Source organism: Allobosea sp. 05T433, from assembly GCF_056396065.1.
The window spans coordinates 23,380-44,974 of sequence record NZ_JBFTKS010000022.1 but is presented as its reverse complement, the minus strand read 5'-3'; the positions used below and the strand labels follow the sequence as shown (position 1 = coordinate 44,974).

Annotated in this window: 22 protein-coding genes and 1 pseudogene; 11 read left to right on the top strand and 12 right to left on the bottom strand. The window is 66.3% G+C overall.

The features are described 5' to 3' along the window. Positions 1–49 precede the first annotated feature (49 nt). Entirely contained in the window at positions 50–958 is a 909-nt protein-coding gene (locus AC1DGP_RS25220) for a universal stress protein (RefSeq protein ID WP_441507348.1), read from the top strand. 100 nt (positions 959–1,058) lie between these two features. Continuing rightward, entirely contained in the window at positions 1,059–1,919 is an 861-nt protein-coding gene (locus AC1DGP_RS25215) for an ABC transporter ATP-binding protein (RefSeq protein ID WP_441507347.1), read from the top strand. A gap of 167 nt (positions 1,920–2,086) precedes the next feature. Here AC1DGP_RS25215 and AC1DGP_RS25210 read toward each other — a convergent pair whose 3' ends face one another. From AC1DGP_RS25210 to AC1DGP_RS25185, 6 genes are all read right to left on the bottom strand, one after another. Beyond that, entirely contained in the window at positions 2,087–2,764 is a 678-nt protein-coding gene (locus tag AC1DGP_RS25210; protein WP_441507346.1) for a GNAT family N-acetyltransferase, read from the bottom strand. A gap of 527 nt (positions 2,765–3,291) precedes the next feature. Continuing rightward, complete coding sequence (locus tag AC1DGP_RS25205) at positions 3,292–3,768, bottom strand: GNAT family N-acetyltransferase (protein ID WP_476832638.1); 477 nt, start codon at positions 3,766–3,768, stop codon at positions 3,292–3,294. Positions 3,769–4,330: 562 nt separating this feature from the next. Continuing rightward, positions 4,331–5,908, bottom strand: a complete 1,578-nt coding sequence (locus AC1DGP_RS25200) for a bifunctional aminoglycoside phosphotransferase/ATP-binding protein (RefSeq protein WP_441507344.1) — start codon at positions 5,906–5,908, stop codon at positions 4,331–4,333. A gap of 507 nt (positions 5,909–6,415) precedes the next feature. Continuing rightward, a complete protein-coding gene (locus AC1DGP_RS25195) occupies positions 6,416–7,111 on the bottom strand; it encodes an RES family NAD+ phosphorylase (protein ID WP_441507343.1) in 696 nt (231 codons plus the stop codon). Next, positions 7,105–7,515, bottom strand: a complete 411-nt coding sequence (locus tag AC1DGP_RS25190; RefSeq protein ID WP_441507342.1) for an MbcA/ParS/Xre antitoxin family protein — start codon at positions 7,513–7,515, stop codon at positions 7,105–7,107. Before AC1DGP_RS25190 ends, AC1DGP_RS25195 begins: the two co-directional genes overlap by 7 nt. Positions 7,516–7,630: 115 nt before the next feature. After that, on the bottom strand, positions 7,631–8,650 hold the full coding sequence (locus AC1DGP_RS25185; protein ID WP_441507341.1) for a GlxA family transcriptional regulator: 1,020 nt from the start codon (positions 8,648–8,650) through the stop codon (positions 7,631–7,633). 105 nt (positions 8,651–8,755) lie between these two features. Between AC1DGP_RS25185 and AC1DGP_RS25180 the strand changes: the two genes are divergently transcribed. The 8 genes and pseudogenes from AC1DGP_RS25180 (at position 8,756) to AC1DGP_RS25145 (ending at position 16,314) form a co-directional block, all read left to right on the top strand. Then, the gene (locus AC1DGP_RS25180) at positions 8,756–9,799 is read left to right on the top strand and encodes an ABC transporter substrate-binding protein (RefSeq protein ID WP_441507340.1); all 1,044 of its coding nucleotides are present in this window, start codon (positions 8,756–8,758) and stop codon (positions 9,797–9,799) included. 46 nt (positions 9,800–9,845) lie between these two features. Further along, complete coding sequence (locus AC1DGP_RS25175) at positions 9,846–10,904, top strand: ABC transporter ATP-binding protein (protein WP_441507339.1); 1,059 nt, start codon at positions 9,846–9,848, stop codon at positions 10,902–10,904. Continuing rightward, a complete protein-coding gene (locus AC1DGP_RS25170) occupies positions 10,904–11,737 on the top strand; it encodes an ABC transporter permease (protein ID WP_476832637.1) in 834 nt (277 codons plus the stop codon). The genes AC1DGP_RS25175 and AC1DGP_RS25170 overlap by 1 nt, the downstream gene beginning before the upstream one ends. 1 nt (position 11,738) lies before the next feature. Continuing rightward, positions 11,739–12,524 carry an ABC transporter permease gene (locus AC1DGP_RS25165; RefSeq protein ID WP_441507337.1) on the top strand — a complete coding sequence of 262 codons (786 nt, stop codon included), beginning with the start codon at positions 11,739–11,741 and terminating at the stop codon, positions 12,522–12,524. A 36-nt stretch (positions 12,525–12,560) separates the two neighbouring features. Next, positions 12,561–13,574 (top strand): proline racemase family protein, encoded by a 1,014-nt coding sequence (locus AC1DGP_RS25160; protein WP_441507336.1) that lies wholly within the window; start codon positions 12,561–12,563, stop codon positions 13,572–13,574. 373 nt (positions 13,575–13,947) lie between these two features. Next, positions 13,948–14,655, top strand: a complete 708-nt coding sequence (locus AC1DGP_RS25155; RefSeq protein ID WP_441507335.1) for a L,D-transpeptidase family protein — start codon at positions 13,948–13,950, stop codon at positions 14,653–14,655. 555 nt (positions 14,656–15,210) lie between these two features. Next, positions 15,211–15,390 (top strand): annotated as a pseudogene (locus AC1DGP_RS25150) (YeiH family putative sulfate export transporter); the annotation flags it as partial. 9 nt (positions 15,391–15,399) lie between these two features. Beyond that, on the top strand, positions 15,400–16,314 hold the full coding sequence (locus tag AC1DGP_RS25145) for a LysR family transcriptional regulator (RefSeq protein WP_441507334.1): 915 nt from the start codon (positions 15,400–15,402) through the stop codon (positions 16,312–16,314). A gap of 144 nt (positions 16,315–16,458) precedes the next feature. Here the strand turns inward: AC1DGP_RS25145 and AC1DGP_RS25140 are convergent, their stop codons facing one another. The 3 genes from AC1DGP_RS25140 to AC1DGP_RS25130 form a co-directional block, all read right to left on the bottom strand. Then, entirely contained in the window at positions 16,459–16,890 is a 432-nt protein-coding gene (locus AC1DGP_RS25140; protein ID WP_441507333.1) for a nuclear transport factor 2 family protein, read from the bottom strand. An 82-nt stretch (positions 16,891–16,972) separates the two neighbouring features. Further along, on the bottom strand, positions 16,973–17,320 hold the full coding sequence (locus AC1DGP_RS25135; RefSeq protein WP_441507332.1) for an Atu4866 domain-containing protein: 348 nt from the start codon (positions 17,318–17,320) through the stop codon (positions 16,973–16,975). Further along, positions 17,320–18,048: an SDR family oxidoreductase gene (locus tag AC1DGP_RS25130; protein WP_441507331.1), complete on the bottom strand. Its 729-nt coding sequence runs from the start codon at positions 18,046–18,048 to the stop codon at positions 17,320–17,322. The genes AC1DGP_RS25135 and AC1DGP_RS25130 overlap by 1 nt, the downstream gene beginning before the upstream one ends. A 121-nt stretch (positions 18,049–18,169) precedes the next feature. On the opposite strand from AC1DGP_RS25130, the gene AC1DGP_RS25125 reads away from it, so the two are divergent. Further along, positions 18,170–19,108 carry a LysR family transcriptional regulator gene (locus tag AC1DGP_RS25125; protein ID WP_441507330.1) on the top strand — a complete coding sequence of 313 codons (939 nt, stop codon included), beginning with the start codon at positions 18,170–18,172 and terminating at the stop codon, positions 19,106–19,108. A 137-nt stretch (positions 19,109–19,245) separates the two neighbouring features. On the opposite strand, the gene AC1DGP_RS25120 is transcribed toward AC1DGP_RS25125, so the two are convergent. The 3 genes from AC1DGP_RS25120 to AC1DGP_RS25110 all read right to left on the bottom strand — a co-directional run bounded on the left by AC1DGP_RS25120 (position 19,246) and on the right by AC1DGP_RS25110 (position 21,419). Beyond that, positions 19,246–19,455 (bottom strand): hypothetical protein, encoded by a 210-nt coding sequence (locus AC1DGP_RS25120; protein WP_441507329.1) that lies wholly within the window; start codon positions 19,453–19,455, stop codon positions 19,246–19,248. 155 nt (positions 19,456–19,610) lie between these two features. Continuing rightward, on the bottom strand, positions 19,611–21,158 hold the full coding sequence (gene mctP, locus AC1DGP_RS25115) for a monocarboxylate uptake permease MctP (protein WP_441507328.1): 1,548 nt from the start codon (positions 21,156–21,158) through the stop codon (positions 19,611–19,613). A 54-nt stretch (positions 21,159–21,212) separates the two neighbouring features. Continuing rightward, positions 21,213–21,419 carry a DUF3311 domain-containing protein gene (locus tag AC1DGP_RS25110; RefSeq protein ID WP_441507327.1) on the bottom strand — a complete coding sequence of 69 codons (207 nt, stop codon included), beginning with the start codon at positions 21,417–21,419 and terminating at the stop codon, positions 21,213–21,215. Between the last annotated feature and the right edge of the window lie 176 nt (positions 21,420–21,595).

Genomic DNA, 21,595 nt, shown 5'->3' with positions numbered 1-21,595 from the left:
GCCGCTTCATCATCGCTGCGCGGCCAACGCGACGCATCAGGAGGTCGAGATGAGCGACAGCGCCTTATCTTCCAAGCCCGCTGCCTCCTTCCAGCCCGCTGCAGCGTTGCGGCCCGCCCCGGGCAACGTCTTCAGGGATATCGCCGTTCATCTCGACGGCATGCCGGAAGACGAGCTGCGCCTGGCCCATGCCGAAGCGCTCGCGACGCGCTGTGACGCGCGACTGACCGGCCTCTACACCAACCTTCTCCCCGACCCGGCACTCTATGCCGGTGAGTTCGGGATCACGGCGATCGGACAATTGACCGAGGCGATGATCGAGGACGGCAACAGCGTCGAGCGGCGCCTCAGGGAGCGCCTGGCTCGTCTCGGGCCGACGCATGAGCTGAGGCGCATCGACGCCTTCCCCGGGATGCTGGCACAGGCCGTGGCGACGGAGGCGCGATGGAACGACCTCTTCGTCGCCACCTGCCCCCGCGAAGACGGGCTGACGCGCTGGAACGCGCTGATCGAAAGCGTGATGTTCGATGGCGGGCGCGGTCTCTACCTGCTGCCCCCTGGAACGATGCCGAGACAGGCGATCCACACGATCCTGATCGGTTGGGTTGACAGCCGGCAGAGCGCCCGCGCCATCGCCGAAGCCATACCTTTGCTCGGCGAGGCGACGCAGGTCCATATCGTCACGGTCAGCGAAGAAGCCCACGGGCGGATGGGCGGGGCGGAGGCGCTTGCCGATGTCACCGCCCATCTCGCCCGACACGGCGTCGGTGCCACGGCAAGCGTCCTGCGCAATGACATATCGCCAGCCGAAAGCCTACTGGCCGAGGCGGGCAGGATTTCGGCCGACCTCATCGTTGCCGGCGCCTATGGCCACTCGCGCTTCAGGGAGTGGATTCTGGGCGGCGTCACACAGGACCTGCTCGCCGCCTCCCCCGTGCCGCTGCTTCTCGCGCATTAGCCCGGAAGTTGCCCGGGACGCCGCCGACCCGACGGGCGGGCCGAACCGGCGATCGGGATGACGGCGAGCGCGGAGCGCTCGCCGTGGGTAAGAGGCTGTTATGGCCGAGCTCGGACATGGCGCAGCGACACGAGAGGCGGACGCGATCATCAGCGCCCGCGGGGTCGTGGTCGCCTTCGACAGCAAGATCGTGCTGAACCATCTCGATCTCGAGATCATGAGCGGCGAGATTCTCGGAGTGATCGGCGCCTCCGGGTCAGGCAAATCGGTCCTGGCCCGCACCATTCTTGGGCTCCTCCCCAAGAAGGAGGGGGTCATCGAGATTTTCGGGAGGGATGTCGATGCCCTTTCGGAGGGCGAACGTCGCATGCTGCAACAACGCTGCGGCGTCATGTTCCAGCAGGGCGCCCTGTTCTCATCATTGACGATCGCAGACAATATCCAGCTGCCGATGCGGGAAACCCTGCATCTCTCGCCAGGTCTTGCCGACGAGATGACCATGCTGAAGCTCGAGATGGTGGGCCTGCCACGCGATGCAGCGAAGAAGCATCCGGCGCAGCTATCAGGCGGCATGACCAAGCGGGCAGCTCTGGCGCGCGCTCTCGCCCTCGACCCCGAGATCCTGTTTCTCGACGAGCCGACTTCGGGCCTCGATCCCATCGCCGCTGATGCCTTCGATCAATTGCTGCTGGCCCTGAAGGCCAGCTTGAACCTGACGGTGATGATGATCACGCACGACCTGAGCAGCCTTCATGCGACCTGCGACAGGATTGCGGCAATCGCACGGGGCAAAGTCATCGCGATCGGAACGCTGCAGGATCTGCTGGCCCACGATGACCCATGGCTCAGGGACTATTTCGCGGGCGAGCGCGGCAGGACCATCTTTGCGGATGAGACGATCGGACCCAATGCATCCTTCGACCGCGATCACCAGGGGCCGATGGCGCTGGGCGCCCGCTGAACGACATAGGCGCCGCCGTGCACGGGTGGCAAGCGTGTTCGCCGCGGAGCACCGCCCCGACCTTGCGCTTCGGCCTTCAAGACGCGAAGTGCCGGAGCGGGATTTTGCCTGCTGACACTGGCCGGCCGCCGTGATGGCCACGGGGCAGCAGCATGGGCAGATCGTCTTCAGGTCTTTCCAATGGTCTTTCTCAAGATCACAAGGTTGGGATCCTCCGGATGGTCGCCCATCTCAAAGCCTTGCTCCCGTTCAATATCAATCGCTTCGCGGTTTTGGCGGCTCTCGAGCGACTCGACGACCTTGACCCCCTTCGCCTCGGCAAATCTGCAGATATGGCCGAGCAGCTCCCACCCGACACCGCGGTGCTTGTCCTCCCTGCGGATCGAGATCGCGACCTCCCCCTTTTGGAGAGCGGCATCGCAAGCCAGCATAGCCGTGGCGATGATCGATTTTCCGTCGTCCGCAAGCGCCACGAAGCTCTCGGTCTGGCGATGATCGATTTGCGTCATCGCAACGAGCCGATCATGGCTCACCTCCCGGATCGTGCTGAGAAAGCGGAAGCGCAAATCCTCAGGCGTCACATGCCTGAAGAACTCCGCCAGTCCCGCCTCATCATCGGGCCGCGCGGGCCGGACATGAAACCTGAAGCCCGTTCGCGTGGTCAGTACCCGGTTCGATTCATCCATCGCCATGCGATTGTCCTCCCAATTGCCACGCCCCCGCCCCCTATTTCTACAGCCTGCTGCTGTTGTTACCCGTTCGCGGGACGGCGTTCCTTGTTCTGGCTCAATTATGCCGAACGCGCCTGCTCGCCAGGAAACAATGGGCCCTGATCCTTGAGCCACCGCTCGCCCCCCCCGCTCCGCTCGGTCGTACCTGTCGTTGTCGGCTATCCCTGGCGACTGCTCTTGCCCTCACGCCGAGGCTTGCACGGACACGCGATTGAGAGCCTCGGCCGTCGACATGATCGTGCGCAACATTCCCGACGGTTTCCAATTGTCACCGATGTCATCGACCGGGTGCTGAAGTGCGGGGGGAACGCCGTCTCTGCCAAGCAGGCGATCTGCGACAAGCTGATCGAGCCCGCATGCTCGCTCCGCGAGTGCGGGATCACCATTCCGGTAGCGAGCGCCTGACGCCGGCCCGCGAAGGAGTGAGAGCGGGTACGCGCTCCCTCCGGCCCGCCCGAGAACCGCGGACAGCTGCATGAGGACGAGAGCCAGGTCCTTCGCGCCCGAGGCGCCTGCCAGCATGCGGTGGCATCGGCGCGTCCTTCCAACCGGGCCGCGGATGACAGGGACCTGCGCAGCATCGCCCGGCGGGACCGCGATCTGGCCCCGGGGGCGGCTTCGCAGCCGCCGGCCGTTGCAGGTCAGATGTCGTATTTCATCACGATCTCACCGTCGATGACATCGCCAGTGATGCGAAATCCAACGCCTTCATAAAGCCTGCGCGCCTGCTTGTTCTCCGGTTTCACACCTAGAATGACGCATGGGCAGTCCGGCAACTCTGCAAGGGTATTGAGGATCTGCGTGAGAGCAGCCCGCCCGTAACCCTTGCCCTGAAAGCGCTCGTCGACCATGAGGCGATAGATCCAGTATTTTCCATCGTCCTCATCCAAAGCGTACATGGCAAAACCAACCGGTTCACCCGCCGCTCGAATAATGAGCGGCACGCAGGCAGGATTGTCTTCTGCCTCTTCGAGTGAATCACTATTGCTGGCTACGAACGACGCCTGGTTGGCGTGCACGCGCAATGAAAGAACACAGTCGTGTTCCTCAACGCAAAGCTTCTCTACGGCGACAGAACGCATTTCGGCAGCGAAATGCTGCCTTTCTTCTTTCAACATGGCATATTCCTGCGATGCACTTAGATTCGCACCCATCTTGAGATGGTGGATATGGGTGGCCAACGATGCGCCAGAGCGCAGATGTGGTGTTGGCGACACGATCCCGGCGATGCTCGCCGCGGCAGGAATTAGCGCTTGAAGCGAATCCCGACACCAGCGAGCGCTGATTTAGCAAACAGTCTAACCATCGCGCGCCTCCCTGATAATCGCTGAACAGGCTGCCGCGTACACGGCTCTTCGATCTCTGACAACTGGATCACTGACAATTGTCGACGACGCTGCCAGGGGACGCTCGCAGAGCACTTTTATTCAGATCCGTCGCGAGCTTCGGGCGTCCTGTCTGCAGGCGGGGAGCCTGGCACGCCTCGGGCCCGGTCACTTGCTCAGCCCTTGGAGGCCTTTGCGACCGTCTGCCGGATCGTCGCGACGTGGTGCCCGGCCGCATCGGTCCCTGCCGCATAGCCTGCCGTCTGCGCTCGCAGTGACGTCCAGGCGCAGGGTCCGGGAGCCCCGGCACGATGGCGATGGATTTCGCCATGGCAGTCCCCTGTCTCGATCCTGTTCACTTGACCTGGACCCTCTCCTGCCGGCTGAAGCCCGCAGCCGGCCAGATCGCCTGCGCCACGGCTTGCGAGCCGATCGCGGTCAGAGCGGCAGCAGTGACGACGCCGGTGTCTTCCCCGGCGGCAATTCTCGTCCAGTCGCTCGCAGCACCCCGCCGCGCGAGCTGGGCCATGACGACCTCCGGCGTGGCATCCGATACGTCGCCGCGCCGCGCCGCGACACGCTCGACCAGCATCTGGGCCGGAGCATCAAGCCAGAGCCCCCGAAACGGCACACCGACATGTCGCGCCGTCTCCTCGATCCGCTCCCGTTCGACCCGACGGTCGAAGACGGCGTCGGCGATCGCGGCATGGCCCTGCACAATCATGCTCCCGGCAAGCTCCGCCATCGCGCGATAGGTCCGGGTGGAGACGTCATCGGCATAGGCGCTGGAGGGCAACCGCGTCTCGGGCGCGACGCCGTACATGTGTTTCCGGATGCGGTCGCTCGCAGCGATGCGGGCGCCCGGAACGGGCCCGAGGCTCGATGCGAGCCTGGCGGCGAGCGTCGATTTCCCCGAGCCCGAATAGCCGCCGATCGCGACGAGGATGGCCGGCCTTGGCTTCAGGAGGTCGCGGCAAAGCTGGAGATAGGCCTGGGCTTCGGACATCCTCGCGGCGGCCGCCTTGCCGCTGTCGATCGCGGTGACATGAGCCCGAACGGCCGCTCTCACCGCCATCAGGAAGGGCAGCAGGCGCAGGCCGGTTTCATCGCCAATCGTGTCGAGATAGCGATTGAACAGGACATTGGCGAGGCTTTCGAGCTTGCGGTGCCAGAGATCCATCAGAACGAAGGCGAGGTCGTAGAGGATATCCGCCGTGGCGAGATCCTCGTCGAACTCCAGACAATCGAAGAGCAGCGGCTTTCCGTCGATCAGGCAGATATTGCGCAGGTGCAGATCGCCATGCCCACGCCGGACCTTGCCATCGCCCGCCCTCTGGTCGAGCAATCCGGCATGGCGCGCCAACGCCTCGCGGCAGGCTGCGGTGACCGCCTCGACCTCGCGGCAAGGCAGGATGTCCGCGCTGGCGAAGGCACGCTCGTTGACCGCGAGCACGCGCTCCATCCGCCTGGCGCCCTCGGCATCCGTCGAGACGGGCGCCGAGCGGTGGAACCGGGCGATGTCGCCGCCGAGATCGGCCGAGATGGCCGCGGTGAGCCCTCCTCTCTCGGCCATGCGGTCGAACAGGAAGCTGTCGTCGAAGCGTTTCATCTCCACGACCGCGTCGACCAGTTCTCCCTGGCCGTTCAAGGCCAGGCTTCCGTCAGGCTCGCGGGTGACGCGATGAACCATGCGATACAGATCCGGCGCCGTCCGGCGGTTCAGCACCAGCTCATGCTCGCACATCGCCAGCCGCAATTGCGGCGTCGACAGATCGATATAGGGCAGTTTGACGGAGCGCTTCAGCTTGAGGGCCCGCGAGCCGATCAGCAGAACGAACGAGATATGGGTGGAAACCATCTCCGCCGCCTCGCAGCCGAAGGCATTCGGCGACGTCAGAAAGGAGATCGTCTCGTGCTGACCGGGGGTCTGCATGGTTGAGGCTCCGAACCCTGGACGCCATCATCCTCCTGTTTCGCAGCACAGCATTGATTTCCATCAAGTTTTCCTGCCCGCCGCGCGCGCAGTCTCGGGCGATCCTTGGAATGGCGCCGAACGGACCTGCGGGCGCCGACCTCGGCCGGCCCCAGCCCTGTCGGCGTTCGACTTGATCCGGATCAAGGACAGCTGATGGTTTTGCGCCATTCTGCGGACCGAAGCTCATATCGCGCAGAACCGCCGCCATGACCGAAGGAAGCGTGTCCCGCTGGAATGCCAGGTTGAGGTCCTTCTGGCGGGCCCTTCGCAGGGATCCTGCAACCCAGGTCGCAGCCGAGCTGGACCGGAAGCCCACCATCGCGTTCTGGCTGCATCTTCGGGGCTTCGTCAGCCTTGTTCGCGAAATCATCTCGCGCTGACGCGAACGCCGCCGGCGACCATTCCGTGATCGATCCTCTCGGAAAGAAGGCGTGACCGGCCAAGGACTTGAGTCCGCTTCTTCGGCTACAGCGCCAGGATCGTCCCTGTCCGGCAGTTCCGCACCCTGTCAACGCGGGCGCCGTCCCAGTGGAAGTCGTAATGGTCGCCCTGCACCGGGATCGGGATCAGGTCGGGCCAGAAGATCGCGATGCACTCTGCGCCGGGGCAGCGCACGCTCAGGTACAAAAACCCGTTCGATCCCGCCGCCCGCATCTGCCGCGCGAGGGCTTGGGAGGCGGAATAGTCGTCCGCGTCGTGCAACTCGCTCCGGGCCCGGACATCATGCAGGTCGAGATCGACCTGGTTGATCAGCACGCGGAACTGTGAGGTCCAGCCGCTCTCCTCCCGGCTCGCCGCCATCGCCCGGCCATGGTGATGCGCGACCTCGCGGATCGCGACTTCATCGCTCTGGCCGGCGGAATAGACGCCCCAGGTGCCGTCGGTGAACCGGCCTGGCCGATCCGTGCTGATATGGACGAAGGGCGCCATCAGGTAGCTCGCCCCATGTCCAGCGACACGTCGCGCCGGCGGAACGAGATCGAGCCGGCCGATCTGCTCCCAGATCCGTGGATTGGTCTTCGACTCGATCGAGGCCAGCGCCTCCCAGTCGCTCGGGTCGGCGATGTCCTCGAACAGGTCGATCGGCGGATAGATCGAGCGGATGATCCGGTAGGCCCTGAGCCAGTGGACGCGGATGACGGGCGCGGCCTCGCTCACCAACCACCACGCTCGGCATCGAGATAGGAGCGCACCCGGGCCAGCGAGAAGATGTCGCCCTGCGCCATGATCTCGACCGGGGCCCGGCCGCCAAAGGCGTCGTTCGGCTTGCCGACCCAGGCATAGCCGCGCTCAGGGTCGGTGAAGAGCGTGCGCAGGCCCTTGTGGATGCCCATCAGCAGGGACAGGCGGGTGGCCAGGTCCCGGTCGATCCGGCCATGGTCCCCTGCCTTCCAACGGGCATAGGTCCGGGCGGAAAGCCCGCCCAGGATCTCGCGCGCGACGGCGTCGGTCAGGCCCCATTTTTCGAAGAGCCTGATCACCGCCCGGGCGGCCGCGGCGGCCTCCTCGACCGTAATCTCCGGCACCGCCGGGGTCGCAACAGTCCGGGGGATCTCTACAAGCATGGCGCACCTCACTTCGGCATGAAATAAGGATACTTATGCCAAATGGCAATATCCGCCCCGCTTCGGCCGCTGATGCTGCCTCAGAGCTGAAGACGACAGGTACCGGTCGGCCGCGCTAGCCCTTCTGCCGGAGCCTGCGCGGCGATTCCCCGAAGCTCGCCTTGAAGTCGCGCGAGAGATGGGCGCTGTCGGCAAAGCCCGCGCCCATGGCGATGTCGGTGAGCGAGCGCTTGCTGTTCAGGATCAGCCAGCGCGCATAGTCCAGCCGCAGCTTGCGCTGGAACGCCGCGGGACTCTGGCCCAGCGACATGCCGAACAGGCGCTCGAGCTGGCGCGGGCTGACGCCGACATAGCGCGCAACCGCGGCGATCGGCGGGGGATTGTCGAGGCGCTGTTCGATGAATTGCGCGGCCTGCTGAACCCGGACGTCGAGATGGGAGCCGATCTGCGCGTAGAAATGCGGCTGCGGCATCTCGGCCGGCCGCATGTCCTGCAGCATCATGTGGCGCATCGCCTGCTGGGCCTTGTCCCGGCCGCAATGGCGCGCGACGAGATAGAGGCCGAGATCGATCGCGGCCGTCGAGCCGGCGCAGGTGATCAGGTCGCCCTCGTCGATGAAAAGCCGTTCCACCCCTGCCGAAACCCTGGGAAAGCGCTGCTTGAAGGCATCCAGCACGTTCCAGTGCACGCAGACCCGGCGCGGACCGACCAGCCCTGCCCTGGCGATCGCAAAGGTGCCGGTGCAGATGCCCAGCAGGCGCGCGCCCGACGCCGCCGCCCGCCTGAGATAGTCGAGCAGGCTCTCGGGCAAGGCGTCGTTGAGATAGTCGTTGCCGCCGCAGACGGCGACATAGTCGAACCCGGCCGGATCGAGCAGGGCCGCATTCGGTGCAACCGAGACACCGCAGCTCGAGCGTCGCGGCTCTCCGTCGAGGCTCATCACGGTCCAGCTCGCATGCAGCTGGCGACTGCGGCCGCCATGGTCCGCCGCCAGCCGCAGCACATCGATCAGGCCGGAGAAAGCGGCGAGCGTGAACTGGTCGAGCAGGACGAAGCCGATCCGCAGCCGCGAAACGGGGATGGGCGCGGATTGCGGCCGCTCGCTGGCCGATGGCGGAAACTGCGCTGTGTTCATGTCGTGATTATTCAAATTTCTGGCCGGCGAATTCTAGTGCCTTTCGTGCGCCGCGCCCACCATGATCGTAGAAGCGCGAAGACGCTCAGGCAGAGGAGAACGACGATGAACAGACCCGCCCGGCTGGCGAGCGCCATGCTCGCGACCACCCTGCTGACCGCGCCGGCGCTGGCCCAGCAACCCGCTTCTATCACGGTCGCCTGGTATGGCGGCAACTGGGGCGACGCCTTCCGCGCCTGCGTCGCCGAACCCTTCACCAAGGCGACCGGCATCGCCGTGAAGCCGGAGATCGGCACCTCGACCGTCACCCTGTCGAAGCTGCAGCAACAGAAGGCGGCTCCCACCATCGACGTCGCCTGGATGGATGGCGGCATCAGCGAGCTGGCGCTCGCCGCGGAGGTAACCGACACCCTCGACGCGGCAGCGATCCCCAATCTCGCCAACACGCTGCCCGAGGCCATCTACAAGAGCGGTTCGACCACCTATGCAGTCGGCACCGGCTATTACTCGCTCGGGCTCACCTACAACACCCAGAAGGTCAAGGCCGCCCCGACATCGTGGAACGACCTCTGGAAGCCGGAATTCGAGGATGCCGTCACCATCCCCTCCCCCGCGAATTCGGCGGGCGTGCCCTTCGTCATGTTCCTCTCGAAGATCTGGGGTGGCACTCCCGGCGACCTCGCCCCGACCTTCAAGAAGATCAAGGAGCTCAAGGCCGCCCTGTTCTTCGATTCCTCGGGCGCCGCGACCAATGCCTACCAGAGCGGCGAAGCGATCATCGGCGCGCATTTCAACGTCGGCGCCTGGGACCTTGCCGACAAGGGCCTGCCGATCGGCTTCGTCGTGCCCAAGGAAGGCGCCTGGGCAACCGATGCCCGGCTCCATCTGGTGAAGGGCACGCCGAAGAAGGACGCGGCTGCGAAATTCATCAACCAGGCGCTGACGCCCGAAGCCTCCGGCTGCCTCGCCGAGAAGCTCTATCTCGGCCCGTCCGTGAAGAACGTCGTCGTCAAGCCCGAGACCGCGCGCAAGCTGCCCTGGGGCGAGACCGGCTCGGTCAAGACCCTGCAGCTCTTCGACTGGACGGAGATCAACGCGCTGCGTTCAGGCGTCGTCGACGCCTGGAACCGCGAGATCGCGCGCAAGTGAACGACCTGCGCGCGAACGACCGGGCACGAGCACCACGAGCCGCAGCATGAGCACCCCCATCCTTGCCATCGACGGCCTGTCCAAGCATTTCGGCGGGCACGCGGCCCTGACGGAGATCGACCTCTCTGTCGAGCAGGGCGAGTTCATCGCGCTGCTCGGCCCGTCGGGTTGCGGCAAGACCACGCTGCTGCGCTGCATCGCCGGCTTCCTGACGCCGGAGGCCGGCACGGTCAGGCTCGCCGGCGAGGATGTGACACGGCTGCCGCCCTATCGCCGCCCGCTCAACACGGTGTTCCAGAACTACGCGCTCTTCCCGCATATGAGCGTCCTGGAAAATGTCGCCTATGGGCCGCGCCGGCAGGGCACGTCGAAGGGCGAGGCAACCCAGCGCAGCACCGAGGCGCTGGAGCTCGTCGGCCTCGCCGGCTTCGGCGAGCGCCTGCCGGCCCAGCTCTCCGGCGGCCAGCAGCAGCGCGTGGCGCTGGCGCGCGCCATCGTCAACCGGCCTCAGCTGCTGCTGCTCGACGAGCCGCTGAGCGCGCTCGACCTGAAGCTGCGCAAGAAGGTCCAGGGCGAGCTCAAGCAGATCCAGCACCGGCTCGGCATCGCCTTCCTGTTCGTGACGCATGACCAGGACGAGGCGATGAGCATGGCCGACCGGATCGTGCTGATGAACCGCGGCCGCATCGAGCAGATCGGCCGCGGCCAGGACATCTATGCCCGGCCGGCGAGCCGCTTCGCCGCCGACTTCATCGGCGATGCCAACCTGCTCCAGGTCGAGCGGCGCGGCGACGGCAGCCTGTCCCTTCTGGACGGCGCGATCATCCGTCCCGCCTGCGACGCTCCGCAAGGCGCGCTAACCGGCGTGCTGCGGCCCGAGGATATCCTCATTGCGCCGGAGCCCGTCGCCGATCGCCTCTCCCTGCCGGCCGTGCTCTCCGAGATCACCCATGTCGGCAGCCATGCCCTCGTCACGGTCTTGGTCGGCGGCACCGTCCTGACGGCCAGGCTCGCGCCGTCGGCGCTGGCGGGCCTCGCGCCGGGCCAGCCGGTCTTCGCCACGATCCGCCCCGGCGATCTCAGCCTCGTGCCGGTGGACGCGTGATGAGCGGGAGGCTGCGCACGGTCGTGCTGCTTTGCGCCCTGCCGGCGGCGTTCTTCGTCGCCTTCTTCCTGGCGCCGATGGCGGTCGTCCTGATCGCGAGCCTGACCACGCCGGATGGTCACCTGACCTTCGCGCATTACCTGCACATCCTCGCCGACAGCTATCACTGGGACGTGCTGTGGGTGACCTTCCGGATCGGCGCGCTGACCACGCTCGTCTCAGTCGTGATCGGCTATCCGCTCGCCTGGTACCTCGTGCGCGTGGTGCGCTGGCGGCCCTGGCGCCGGTTCTGCGTCATCCTGCTCATCGTGCCGCTGTTCACCAGCAACATCGTACGCTCCTTCGGCTGGATGGTGCTGCTCGGCCGCAACGGCCTCGTCAATGACGGCCTGATCGGGCTGGGCCTGATCGAGCGGCCGATGCGCTTCCTCGGCACCGAGCTCGGCATCCTGATCGGCCTCGTCTACATCCTGCTGCCCTTCATCGTGCTGGCGGTCGGCAACGCGCTCGCCAAGGTCGATCCGGCGCTCGAACACGCCTCCGCCGATCTCGGCGCGACGCCGGCCGGCACCTTCTGGAAGATCACCTTCCCGCTCAGCCTGCCCGGGCTGATGGCCGGCGCGGTCATGGTCTTCATGCTGGCGGTCAGCGCTTATGTCACGCCGGCGCTGCTCAGCGGCGGGCGGATCACCGTCTTCTCCATGCTGATCTTCCAGCAATACAGCTCGGTCTTCGACTTCAACTATGGCGGCGCGCTCAGCATCACCATGCTGGTGCTGACGCTGGTGCTCGTCACGCTCGCCGGGCGCCTCAGCGAGCCGAGGAGAGCCTGAAATGGTCACGCACCTCGTCAGGATCATCTCCCTTGCGGCACTCGCCTATCTCGCCCTGCCGCTCGTCGTGCTGGTCGGCGCCTCGCTGACCACGACCAGCTTCCTCGCCTTCCCGCCGCAGGGGCTCACCCTCGCCTGGTACGGCAAGATGCTGGGCGACCCGTCCTACGTCTCGGCCTTCATGACCAGCACGCTGCTCGCGATCGCCGCGACCATCGTCGCGGTCGTGCTGGCGGTGCCCGCCGCGATCGCGATCGCTCGCTATCGCTTTCCCGGCCGCCGCCTGCTGTCGGAAATCCTGATGTCGCCGCTGATCCTGCCGCATGTCGTGCTCGGCGCGGCGCTGCTGCAATATGGCAGCGCGATCGGCCTGGTGCGCAGCTTCACGGCCCTGCTCGTCGGGCATGTCGTGATCATCATGCCCTTCGTCCTGCGCGCCGTGCTGCCGCAGCTCAGCGACGAGCAGCGCAGCCTGGAGGAGGCGTCGGCCGATCTCGGGGCTAGGCCGCTGACGACCTTCTTCCTGGTGACGCTGCCGCAGATCCGCAGCGGGCTCGTCAGCGGCGCGATCTTCGCTTTCATCGCCTCCTTCATCAATGTCGAGCTCAGCATCTTCAACACCACGGCCGAGCTGACCACGATCCCGGTCAAGCTGTTCAACTACGTCCAGTACACGATCGACCCGATGATCGCGGCGGTCTCCGGCCTGACGATCATCGTCGCCGCGATCGTGATCGTGCTGCTCGACCTCACCATCGGCCTCGACGTGCTCTCCGAGCGCCGCTGATCCCGTCCACCCCGTTTAGTCCCAAGGAGCCCGCACATGCGCCAGCAGAATATCTTCGACGTCGTCTACACCCATACCGAGGGCGAGCCCCTCTGCATCATCCATAGCGGGATTCCCTATCCCGCCGGCTCGAACATCCTGGAGAAGCGCCGCTTCCTCGAGGAGAACTACGACTGGCTGCGCTGCGCGCTGATGCGCGAGCCGCGCGGGCACAAGGACATGTTCGGCGTGTTCCTGACGCCGCCGTCGAGCCCGGACTACGATGCCGGCCTGATCTATATCGACGGCACGCAGTACTCCCATATGTGCGGCCACGGCACGATCGCGGTCGGCATGGCGATGGTCGCGCTCGGGCTCGTCCGGCGCGGCGCCAATGGCGTCACGACGATCCGCTTCGAGACCACCGCCGGCCTGGTGACGGCCGAGGTCGCCAATGACGGGCCGGACGTGCTGTGGACCCGATTTGAGAACGTGCCGGCCTATGTCGCGGCGCAGGACGTGCCCTTCGACCTGCCGGGCATCGGCCAGCTCAAGGCCGACATCGTCTGGGGCGGCAATTATTTCGGCATCATCGACCTGCGCGGCACCTCGCTGCGGATCTCGCCGGAGAACGGCTCGGAGCTCTCCCGGCTCGGCATTATCGCCCGCGAGCAGCTGCGCCAGAAGGTTGCCATCCAGCACCCGGCGTCGAGCCACATCAACAATTTCAACTTCGTGACCTTCTGGCACGAGCCGACGATCGAGGGCGCTTTCTACAAGAACGTCCACGTCTTCTCCGCCGGCCAGCTCGACCGCTCGCCGGGCGGCACCGGCACGAGCGCGATGATGGCGATGTATGAGGCGCGCGGCCTGCTCGCGTTGCACCAGCCGATCCGCTCGGAAGGGCTGCTCGGGTCGGGAACCTTCGAAGGCTGCCTGATCGGCGAGGCGAACCTGAACGGCACGCGCGCCGTGTGCCCGACCGTGAAGGGCACCGCCGGGTTGCTCGGCACCGCACGCTGGACGATCAACCGCGACGATCCGGTCGACGCCGGCTTCCTCGTCGCCTGACCGGCATCGCGCCGGGACAGCCAGGCCAGGCCGTCCCGGCGCGACCGGCTTCATGGCTCCGCAAGGCCCCGGCCCGCGCCAGAGCCGCGCGCCCCTCGCCCGGCCCGAATGCGCAAAATGCCGGGCGAATGAGCCGAGGCGCCGCTGACCCGAGCGGTGCCGTGACCTGCACGTTTTTGTCGAAGCCACCGCGACGTAACGCTGCGAGACAGCGTGGACGGTAGCGGGCTTGGTGCATGGCAAGCCCCGTGCAACAAAGGCCAGAGCTTGCCAGCCGGGCCATGTCCCGGCAATCTTAGCTCAGGAAGACGCTCAGCGGGTGTATGCCCGAGTATTCTCTCGTCGGGCAGCAAGACATGGGAAGTCCAAAATCATGATCATGGACGGTGGCAATGCCGATGCCGGCAAGATGGACGAGATCGCTCTGATCGGGCGTCGCACGGGACTTATCAACCGCCGGTCGTTTCTGGTCGGTTCTGCCGCCGGCGTCGGCGCGCTCGGACTCGCCGGCTGCACGACCGACGGCATGAGCCTCGCCGAGGCGGCCAAGATCTACGGGCCGGTGCCCGAAGAGAAATTCCCGATCCCGGCTGTCGATGTCAGCAAGGTCGATCCGAAATATTATCGCCGGACCGTTCGCTACGAGACCAAGGAAGCGCCCGGTACGATTATCGTCGACCCCGGCAATTACTACGTTTACCGCGTCGAGGACGACGGATCGGCCACCCGCTATGGCGCCAATGTCGGCCGCGACGGGTTCCGGTGGAGCGGGGACGCCTATATCGGGCGCAAGGCGGAATGGGCGACCTGGACACCGCCCAAGGAGATGATCAAGCGCCAGCCCGAGGCGGCCAAATACGCCCGCGGCATGCCCGGCGGCCTCGAAAACCCGCTCGGCGCCCGCACGCTCTATCTCTATCAGAACGGCGCCTACACGCTCTACACGATCTACGCCTCCAGCGACCCCGAATCGATCGGGAACGGCATCACAAGCGGCTGTGTCGGCCTGCTCAGCCAGGACATGATGCACCTGTACTCGCGTACGCCGGTCAAGACGAAGGTCGTCGTCCTGCCGGCATAGCAACGGTCAGTCCCCGGTCCAGGCGCCGCCCGGCCCCGAGAACAGCGACGGCGCGCATTGGTGGAACTTACCTTCGCTGAAGGCTTCCACTGCCAGAAGAACTGAGCCCGTCGGCTCGCCGCCGCCTGTGAATGCATACGCCAGGTGCGGGCTCCAATCCGGAAGGAGGCGAGCATCGCACCAGGTTGCAGCCAGAGCGCCAGTTCTCCCACATTCGCGCCATCTGTCGCGGCGATGGCGCCGGACTCGGCCGCAGCAAATGGGTGCCGAGCCCATCGGGCCGCTCGGCGCCACACATGTCCCGTCGCTCGCATGTCTCCAATCCGACAGAGGCCGCCGTTGAAACTCGCCAGAGATCGGCCCTGACGGCGCACCACGTTCACCTTGGAACACCCGCGATCGCTGCCGCCTGCATTCAGCCGATTTCATCCTCCGTTCGCCCCTCGCCGAGCACGGCTCTGCGCCTCCCGGCAAGCCCTCGCGCCGGGGATCAATCGTCTCCGTCGATCATTACGTCGCCATGGTCGGCCTCGCGTCGTCAGCGTGCGAAGCCCAGCCAAGTCGCTGATCGTTCTTTCCACCACCTTCCTCCTCTCGATGGCGCTGGCCGCGATGGGGCTCGAGACCGATATCGCCAAGCTCAGGGCCAAATGCCTGCGCCCTCTCCTGCTCGGCCTTGCGGCCTTTCCTTTCATCGCGTCATTCAGTCTGATGCGGATGAAGCTCACGATGTGAAGGATCGCGATGACGCTCGAACAGCTCAGGATCTTCGTCGCGGTCGCCGAGCGCGAACATGTCACAAAAGCCGCGACCGAGCTGAACCTGACCCAGTCGGCGACGAGCGCCGCGGTCGCGGCCCTGGAAGCGCGCCATGCGGTCAAACTGTTCGATCGCATCGGCCGGCGCATCACGCTGACCGATGCCGGCCGGCTCTTCCTGGCCGAGGCGCGCGCCGTGCTCTCCCGCGCCGCCTCGGCCGAGGCCGTGCTGGCCGATCTCGCCGGGCTGAAGCGCGGCCGGCTCGCCTTCGCCGCGAGCCAGACCGTCGCCAATTACTGGCTGCCGCCGCTGCTGCACGCCTTTAGGGCGCGCCATCCCGGCATCGAAACGCCGCTGACGATCGGCAACACGCAAACTGTCGCTCAGGCCGTCCATGACGGGCTCGCCGATCTCGGCATCGTCGAGGGGGAGATCGACGACCCGCATCTGGCGATCTCGCCGGTGGCCGAAGACGAGATGGTGCTGGTCGTCGCCCGCGGGCATCGCTGGGCCGGCGCAGCCGCGCTCGCAAGCGCGGCCTTCGCCGAGGCGCCCTGGGTCCTGCGCGAGCCGGGCTCGGGCACGCGCCGGCTGTTCGAAGACCTGCTGGCACGCGACGGCCGGAGCCTCGCGGAACTCGACATCGCGCTTGAATTGCCCTCGAACGAAGCCGTCAGGGCGGCGGTGGAGGCCGGTGCCGGGGCGACCGTGGTCTCGCGCCTGGTGGTCGCGGCGGCGCTGCGGGCCGGGTCACTGGTTGCGGTCGCAGCGACCGTGCCGCGACGCCGCTTCTACGCCCTACAGCACAAGGAGCGCTATGTCGGCCGGGCCGCGCAGGCCTTTCTGTCGCTCCTGCGCGAGCAGGCCGGCGCGGCCGAACCTGGCAGCGGGCGCATCTGATCCCAGACCGCTCCCGGCCCGAACCGCTGCCGGCCCGGCGGCTCCATCCGAAGCGTCAGCGCTGGCGTGGCTGATTGTTGTCGACGACCTGCTGGTAGGCGACGAGGTCGAGGAACGCCTCGGCCTCGGCGACCTTGCCGTCCTTCATCCGGAACACCAGGCGAACTGGTTGCGATAGGGATGTCCGCCAGTCGTCGTGGCCGTCGCGTCGAAGCGGACGATCACCCGGTCGCCGACGGCCCAGATGTGCCGGACCTGGGGAACGAGCGGGGTCGCGAGGCGGCTGACCAGCGGCACGGAGGCCCGCTCAATGAAATCCGTCATGCCGCGATAGGTGCCCGCGACGGAACCGGAGCCCGGAATCGTCCAGACGATGTCGGGGGCCAGCAGCTGCTGGAAGACATTGTCCCCGGCGGCCCAGCGCTGGAACGCGTCGCGCACGATGGTCTCGTTGCGTGCGGTGTCGGCCTGGGCCGGCGCGGCGATGGCCGGCGCGATGGCCAGGGCGACGATGGCCGCAAGCCCGATGCGCCGGGCGGCGGTCGCAGGTCGATTGAATGGGGCAGCAGAGTTCATTGAACGTCTCCTTCGCTTCAGGGTGGTTGGGAAAGCGGCCCGGGCGACCACCGCGCGGGGCCGCCACTGCCGGAAATCCGGCTTACGGGGCCGTCGCGGAGGACGGCCGGACACGCCGGCGAAGAACCATGCCGGCATGGTGGAGGGTGTCGTTGTCGACGAAGTCGCCGTCGGCGGTGAAGCCGGTATCGTCCCAGTATTCGATGTGTCGGCCTGTCACTTCGTATCGCCCGCGATAGGCGCCCTCGCGGTTGCCGCGCGCCTCGACATAGCGGCCGTCCGGCAGGAGTTCGTGGCGGATCCGGTTGTCGTCGGTGACCCACATGTCGACAAAGGGATGAGTGGCCTGCGTCATGGGTTTCTCCGCGAAGGCAGCACCTGCAAGCGCCGCCACGACACCCGTCGCGACGGTAATGACCCCGGCCCGCATCAGTGCGGCGCCCTGGTCGAGCGGACGACGATCTCGTTGACGTCCACGTCCTCGGGCTGCTCCAGCGCGTAGCGGACGGCCCGACCGATGGCGTCAGGCTGGAGCGCAATGCTCCGGTAGGTCTTCATGGCTTCGGCCGCCGCGCGATCGGTGATCGTACCGGCGAGCTCGCTCTCGACGACGCCGGGATGGATGCAGGTGACCCTGATGTCGCTGCGCTCCTGGCGCAGGCCGTCCGAGATCGCCCGGACGGCATATTTCGTGGCGCAGTAGACGGCCGCCGTCGGCGAGACGCTGAGCGCACCGATCGAGGCGATGTTGACGATGTGGCCGGAGCCCCGGGACGTCATCTCCGGCAGGACCGCGGCGATTCCGTAGAGGACGCCCTTGATGTTGACGTCGACCATGCGGTCCCACTCGTCGACCTTCAGGGAGGCCATCGGCGAGAGCGGCATCACGCCGGCATTGTTGACGATGACGTCGATCCGCCCGAACTGCTGACGGGCTGCGTCGGCGAAGCGCAGGACGTCGTCCTGCCGCGTCACATCCAGGCGGCGATAGTCGACCTTCGCGCCGCCCTGCCGAAGCTCTTCGGCGAGGGCATCGAGTCGCTCGACCCTGCGTGCGCCCAGCATCAGACGGGCTCCGGCGGCGGCGAGCTCGCGGGCGATGCCGACGCCAATGCCGCTTGATGCCCCGGTCACCAGAACGGTCTTGTCCATAGCCATGGTCCAACTCCTCTCGCTTGGTCCGCTGCGTGATGCGGAACCCGTGATCGAGGAGATAGGCGCCCGGCGCTGTCGCCGGTATCTAGCCAGGAGGCGACGCTATGGTTAGACTTTCTAACCAATGGCGACCGACCTCAACGCGCTCGCGACCTTCGTCCTGGTCGCCGAGGAACGAAGCTTCCGGGCAGCCGCGGACCGGCTAGGCGTGACGCGCTCGGCCGTCAGCCAGACGATCAGGCGGCTCGAGGACGCAATGGGCATTGCCCTCGTCCACCGCACCACCCGCAGCGTCGGCCTCACCGAAGCCGGCGAGCGTCTCCATGCCGACATCGCCCCGTCGCTGGCCGATATCCGCGCGGCGACCGAGGCTGCTCATCAACTCGGCTCCGGACCGCGCGGCCAGTTGCGGCTGGCGGTCTCCTCGATCGCAGAGAGTTTCCTGTCAGGCCCGCTTCTCACCAGTTTCGGGGTGGCATGCCCGGACGTGCAGCTGGACGTCCTGGTGACGGATGACGAGATCGACATCGTCGCCTACGGCTATGACGCGGGCGTGCGGCTCGGCGAGGTCATCGAGCAGGACATGATCGCCGTTCCCGTCTCCGCCCCGCAACGGCAACTCGCCGTCGGCGCTCCCGGCTACCTGGCGCGCCGGGGGACGCCGATCCATCCGCGCGAGCTCGCGGCGCATCGCTGCATCGGCTGGCGCCCGGCGCCACGAGCGGCTCCCTACCGGTGGGAGTTCACGGAGGCGGGCCAGGATTTCGCGGTTGACGTGAAGCCGGAGGCCACCACCAACGATATGGCGCTGATGATCCGCATGGCGGTCGCGGGCGGCGGCATCACCATCGGGCTGGAGGAAACATTTCGACCGTCCATCCAGCGCGGGGAGCTCGTTCCAGTGCTCGAAGAATTTTGCCCGTTCTTCCCGGGGTTCTTCCTGTATTATCCGAGCCGCCAGAACATGGCGCCGAAGCTGCGCGCCTTCGTCGATCACATCCGCAAGAGCCGGAAGCGCTCGGTCGGCTCGGCGAACGCGTCGCGCATGCCAAGGTCGGCATAGGCGCCCGCCACCGCCCTCGAACGCCCCCTATCGCGGCCGAGGACTGGCGCGTGACATGCGCGTTCGCTGGGCTGGGAAGAGCGGACCAGCGCAACGACGGTCCCGCTTCACGCCCTTCTGCAGGCGCATGGCTGGTATCAGCCGCGTCCTCGCTGTCGATCAAGCGCACCCTGCAATTGCCCGACGCGGATGGCCAATGCCTCCTTGGTCAGATTGATCCCTTCGGGTGCTCCATCAATCGACAAGAGCACGCCGCGCTCAGCCATTTCGAGCTGCTCCTGCGCAAGTTCCAGGTGCTTCTGCATGATCTGCGTGACGCGGTCCTTGGCCTCCTGGTCCGTATCCATAGGGCCCTCGCTTCTTCGCTCCTGATCAGGCGACGATCTCACAACCGGGGCGACGCGCCAAATAGTCTGCGGCTTCGCCATCCCGGTCCAAGCCAAGGGGACAGCGTGGCGCCGTGAGGAGGCCGTGGCCCATGTCCGGCCCGGTCCCCGGGGTGTCAGGCGGAATAATCGGCGGCCATCGTCTCGTCGGCCGCGATCGAATGGGCCTTCAACGCCCGGAAGAGCAAGGTCAGCACGACGGCGATGACGAGGTTCAGGACCAGCGTGTAGACGGCGGTGTAGCCCGGGAAGACATGCCCGCCAAAGCTGAGCGGAAAGGTCGGCGTCAGATTGGACGCGAAGGCCATCAGCGTGCCGGCGACGATCCCGGCCAGCCAGCCGATCAGCAGCGCCCAGCCGTTGAACCAACGCGTATAGACGCCGAGCATCACCGCCGGCAGCGTCTGGATGATCCAGATGCCGCCGAGCAGCTGCAGCTGGATGGCATATTGCGTCGGCACGAACAGGATGAAGACGAGCGCACCCAGCTTGACGACCAGCGAAACCCATTTCGCCATCTGGGCCTCCTGCCGGTCGGTCGGGTTCCGGTTGATGAACTCCCGGTGGATGTTGCGGGTATAGAGATTGGCGGCCGCGATCGACATGATCGCCGCCGGAACCAGGGCGCCGATGCCGATGGCGGCGAAGGCGATGCCGACGAACCAGGCCGGGAAACTGTGCAGGAACAGGGCCGGCACCGCGAAATTATTGCCGAACTCGGCAAAGCCCGCCGCATATTCCGGCATGCTGCGGACGCCGGCGGCGATCGCGAAGAAGCCGAACAGCGCGAGAATGCCGAGCAGGAAGGAATAGGCCGGCAGCATGGCGGCGTTGCGCCGGATGGCCTTGCCGCCATTGGCGCTGAGAATGCCGGTGATGGAATGCGGATAGAGGAACAGCGCCAGCGCCGATCCGAGCGCCAGCGTCGCGTAGGTGCTGTAGGCCCCGGTCGAGCCGGGGGGCGGCGTTTCGAGCAGGACCTTCGTGTCCGGCACCGCGGCGAAGATCTTGGCAAAGCCGCCGAGCTGGATCGGGATGATGATGATCGCGGCAAAGGCGGTGACATAGATCAGGATGTCCTTGACGATCGCGATCGAGGCCGGCGCGCGCAGGCCGCTCGAATAGGTGAAAGCCGCCAGGACCAGGAAAGCGAAGATCAGCGGCAGGTCGGCGGCAAGGCCGGTCCCGGAAATGCCGAGCGCGCCGATGACCACCTGGATGCCGACGAGCTGCAGCGCGATATAGGGCATGGTCGCGAGGATGCCCGTGATGGTCACGGCGAGCGCCAGCCAGCGATTGCCGAAGCGGCCGCGGACGAAATCGGCGGCGGTGATGTAGCCGTGCCTGTGGCAGACATGCCAGAGCCTGGGAAAGACCAGGAACAGGATCGGGTAGATCACGATCGTGTAGGGCACGGCGAAGAACGCCACCGCCCCGGCGCCGAAGGCGAGAGCCGGCACGGCGATGAAGGTATAGGCGGTGTAGAGGTCGCCGCCGACCAGGAACCAGGTGATCCAAGTGCCGAATCTGCGGCCGCCGAGGCCCCATTCGTGCAGCTGGTCGAGATCTGCCTTGCGCCAGTTGGCGGCGGCGAAGCCGAGCCACGTGATGAAGCCGAACAACGCCACGAACACCGTGGTGGCGGTCCAGTTCACGTCATGCATGACACGCTCCTGTCGGAGCTCGTCGTCGTCAGGCACAGGGTCTGGTCGGGCGAGCTAGTCCTTGGTCCCGAAGTAGACGGTGGCGGTGAAGGCGGCTCCGATCAGCACCCAGAGCATCTGGTACCAATAGAAGAACGGAATGCCTGCCCAGACCGGGTCGAGCCGGTTGTAGAACGGCGGCCAGAGTACCGCGATGAACTGGACGATGAAGAGCAGGTACCACCAGCTCCATCCGCCCCGACGTTCCCCGGAGCCGTTCATTCCGAACCCTCCCGACATCGTGCCTTTGGGCCAGATTAGACAGTATGCTCCTCTCGGGCATTGTCTGGCAATGTCTCTCCGAATACCTGCGACAACGAGAACAGATGCTTGCGGGCTTTGGAAACGAACAGCATCCGGGTCACGGCCTCTTGCTTGGGCATCGCCCCCGGAGGCTG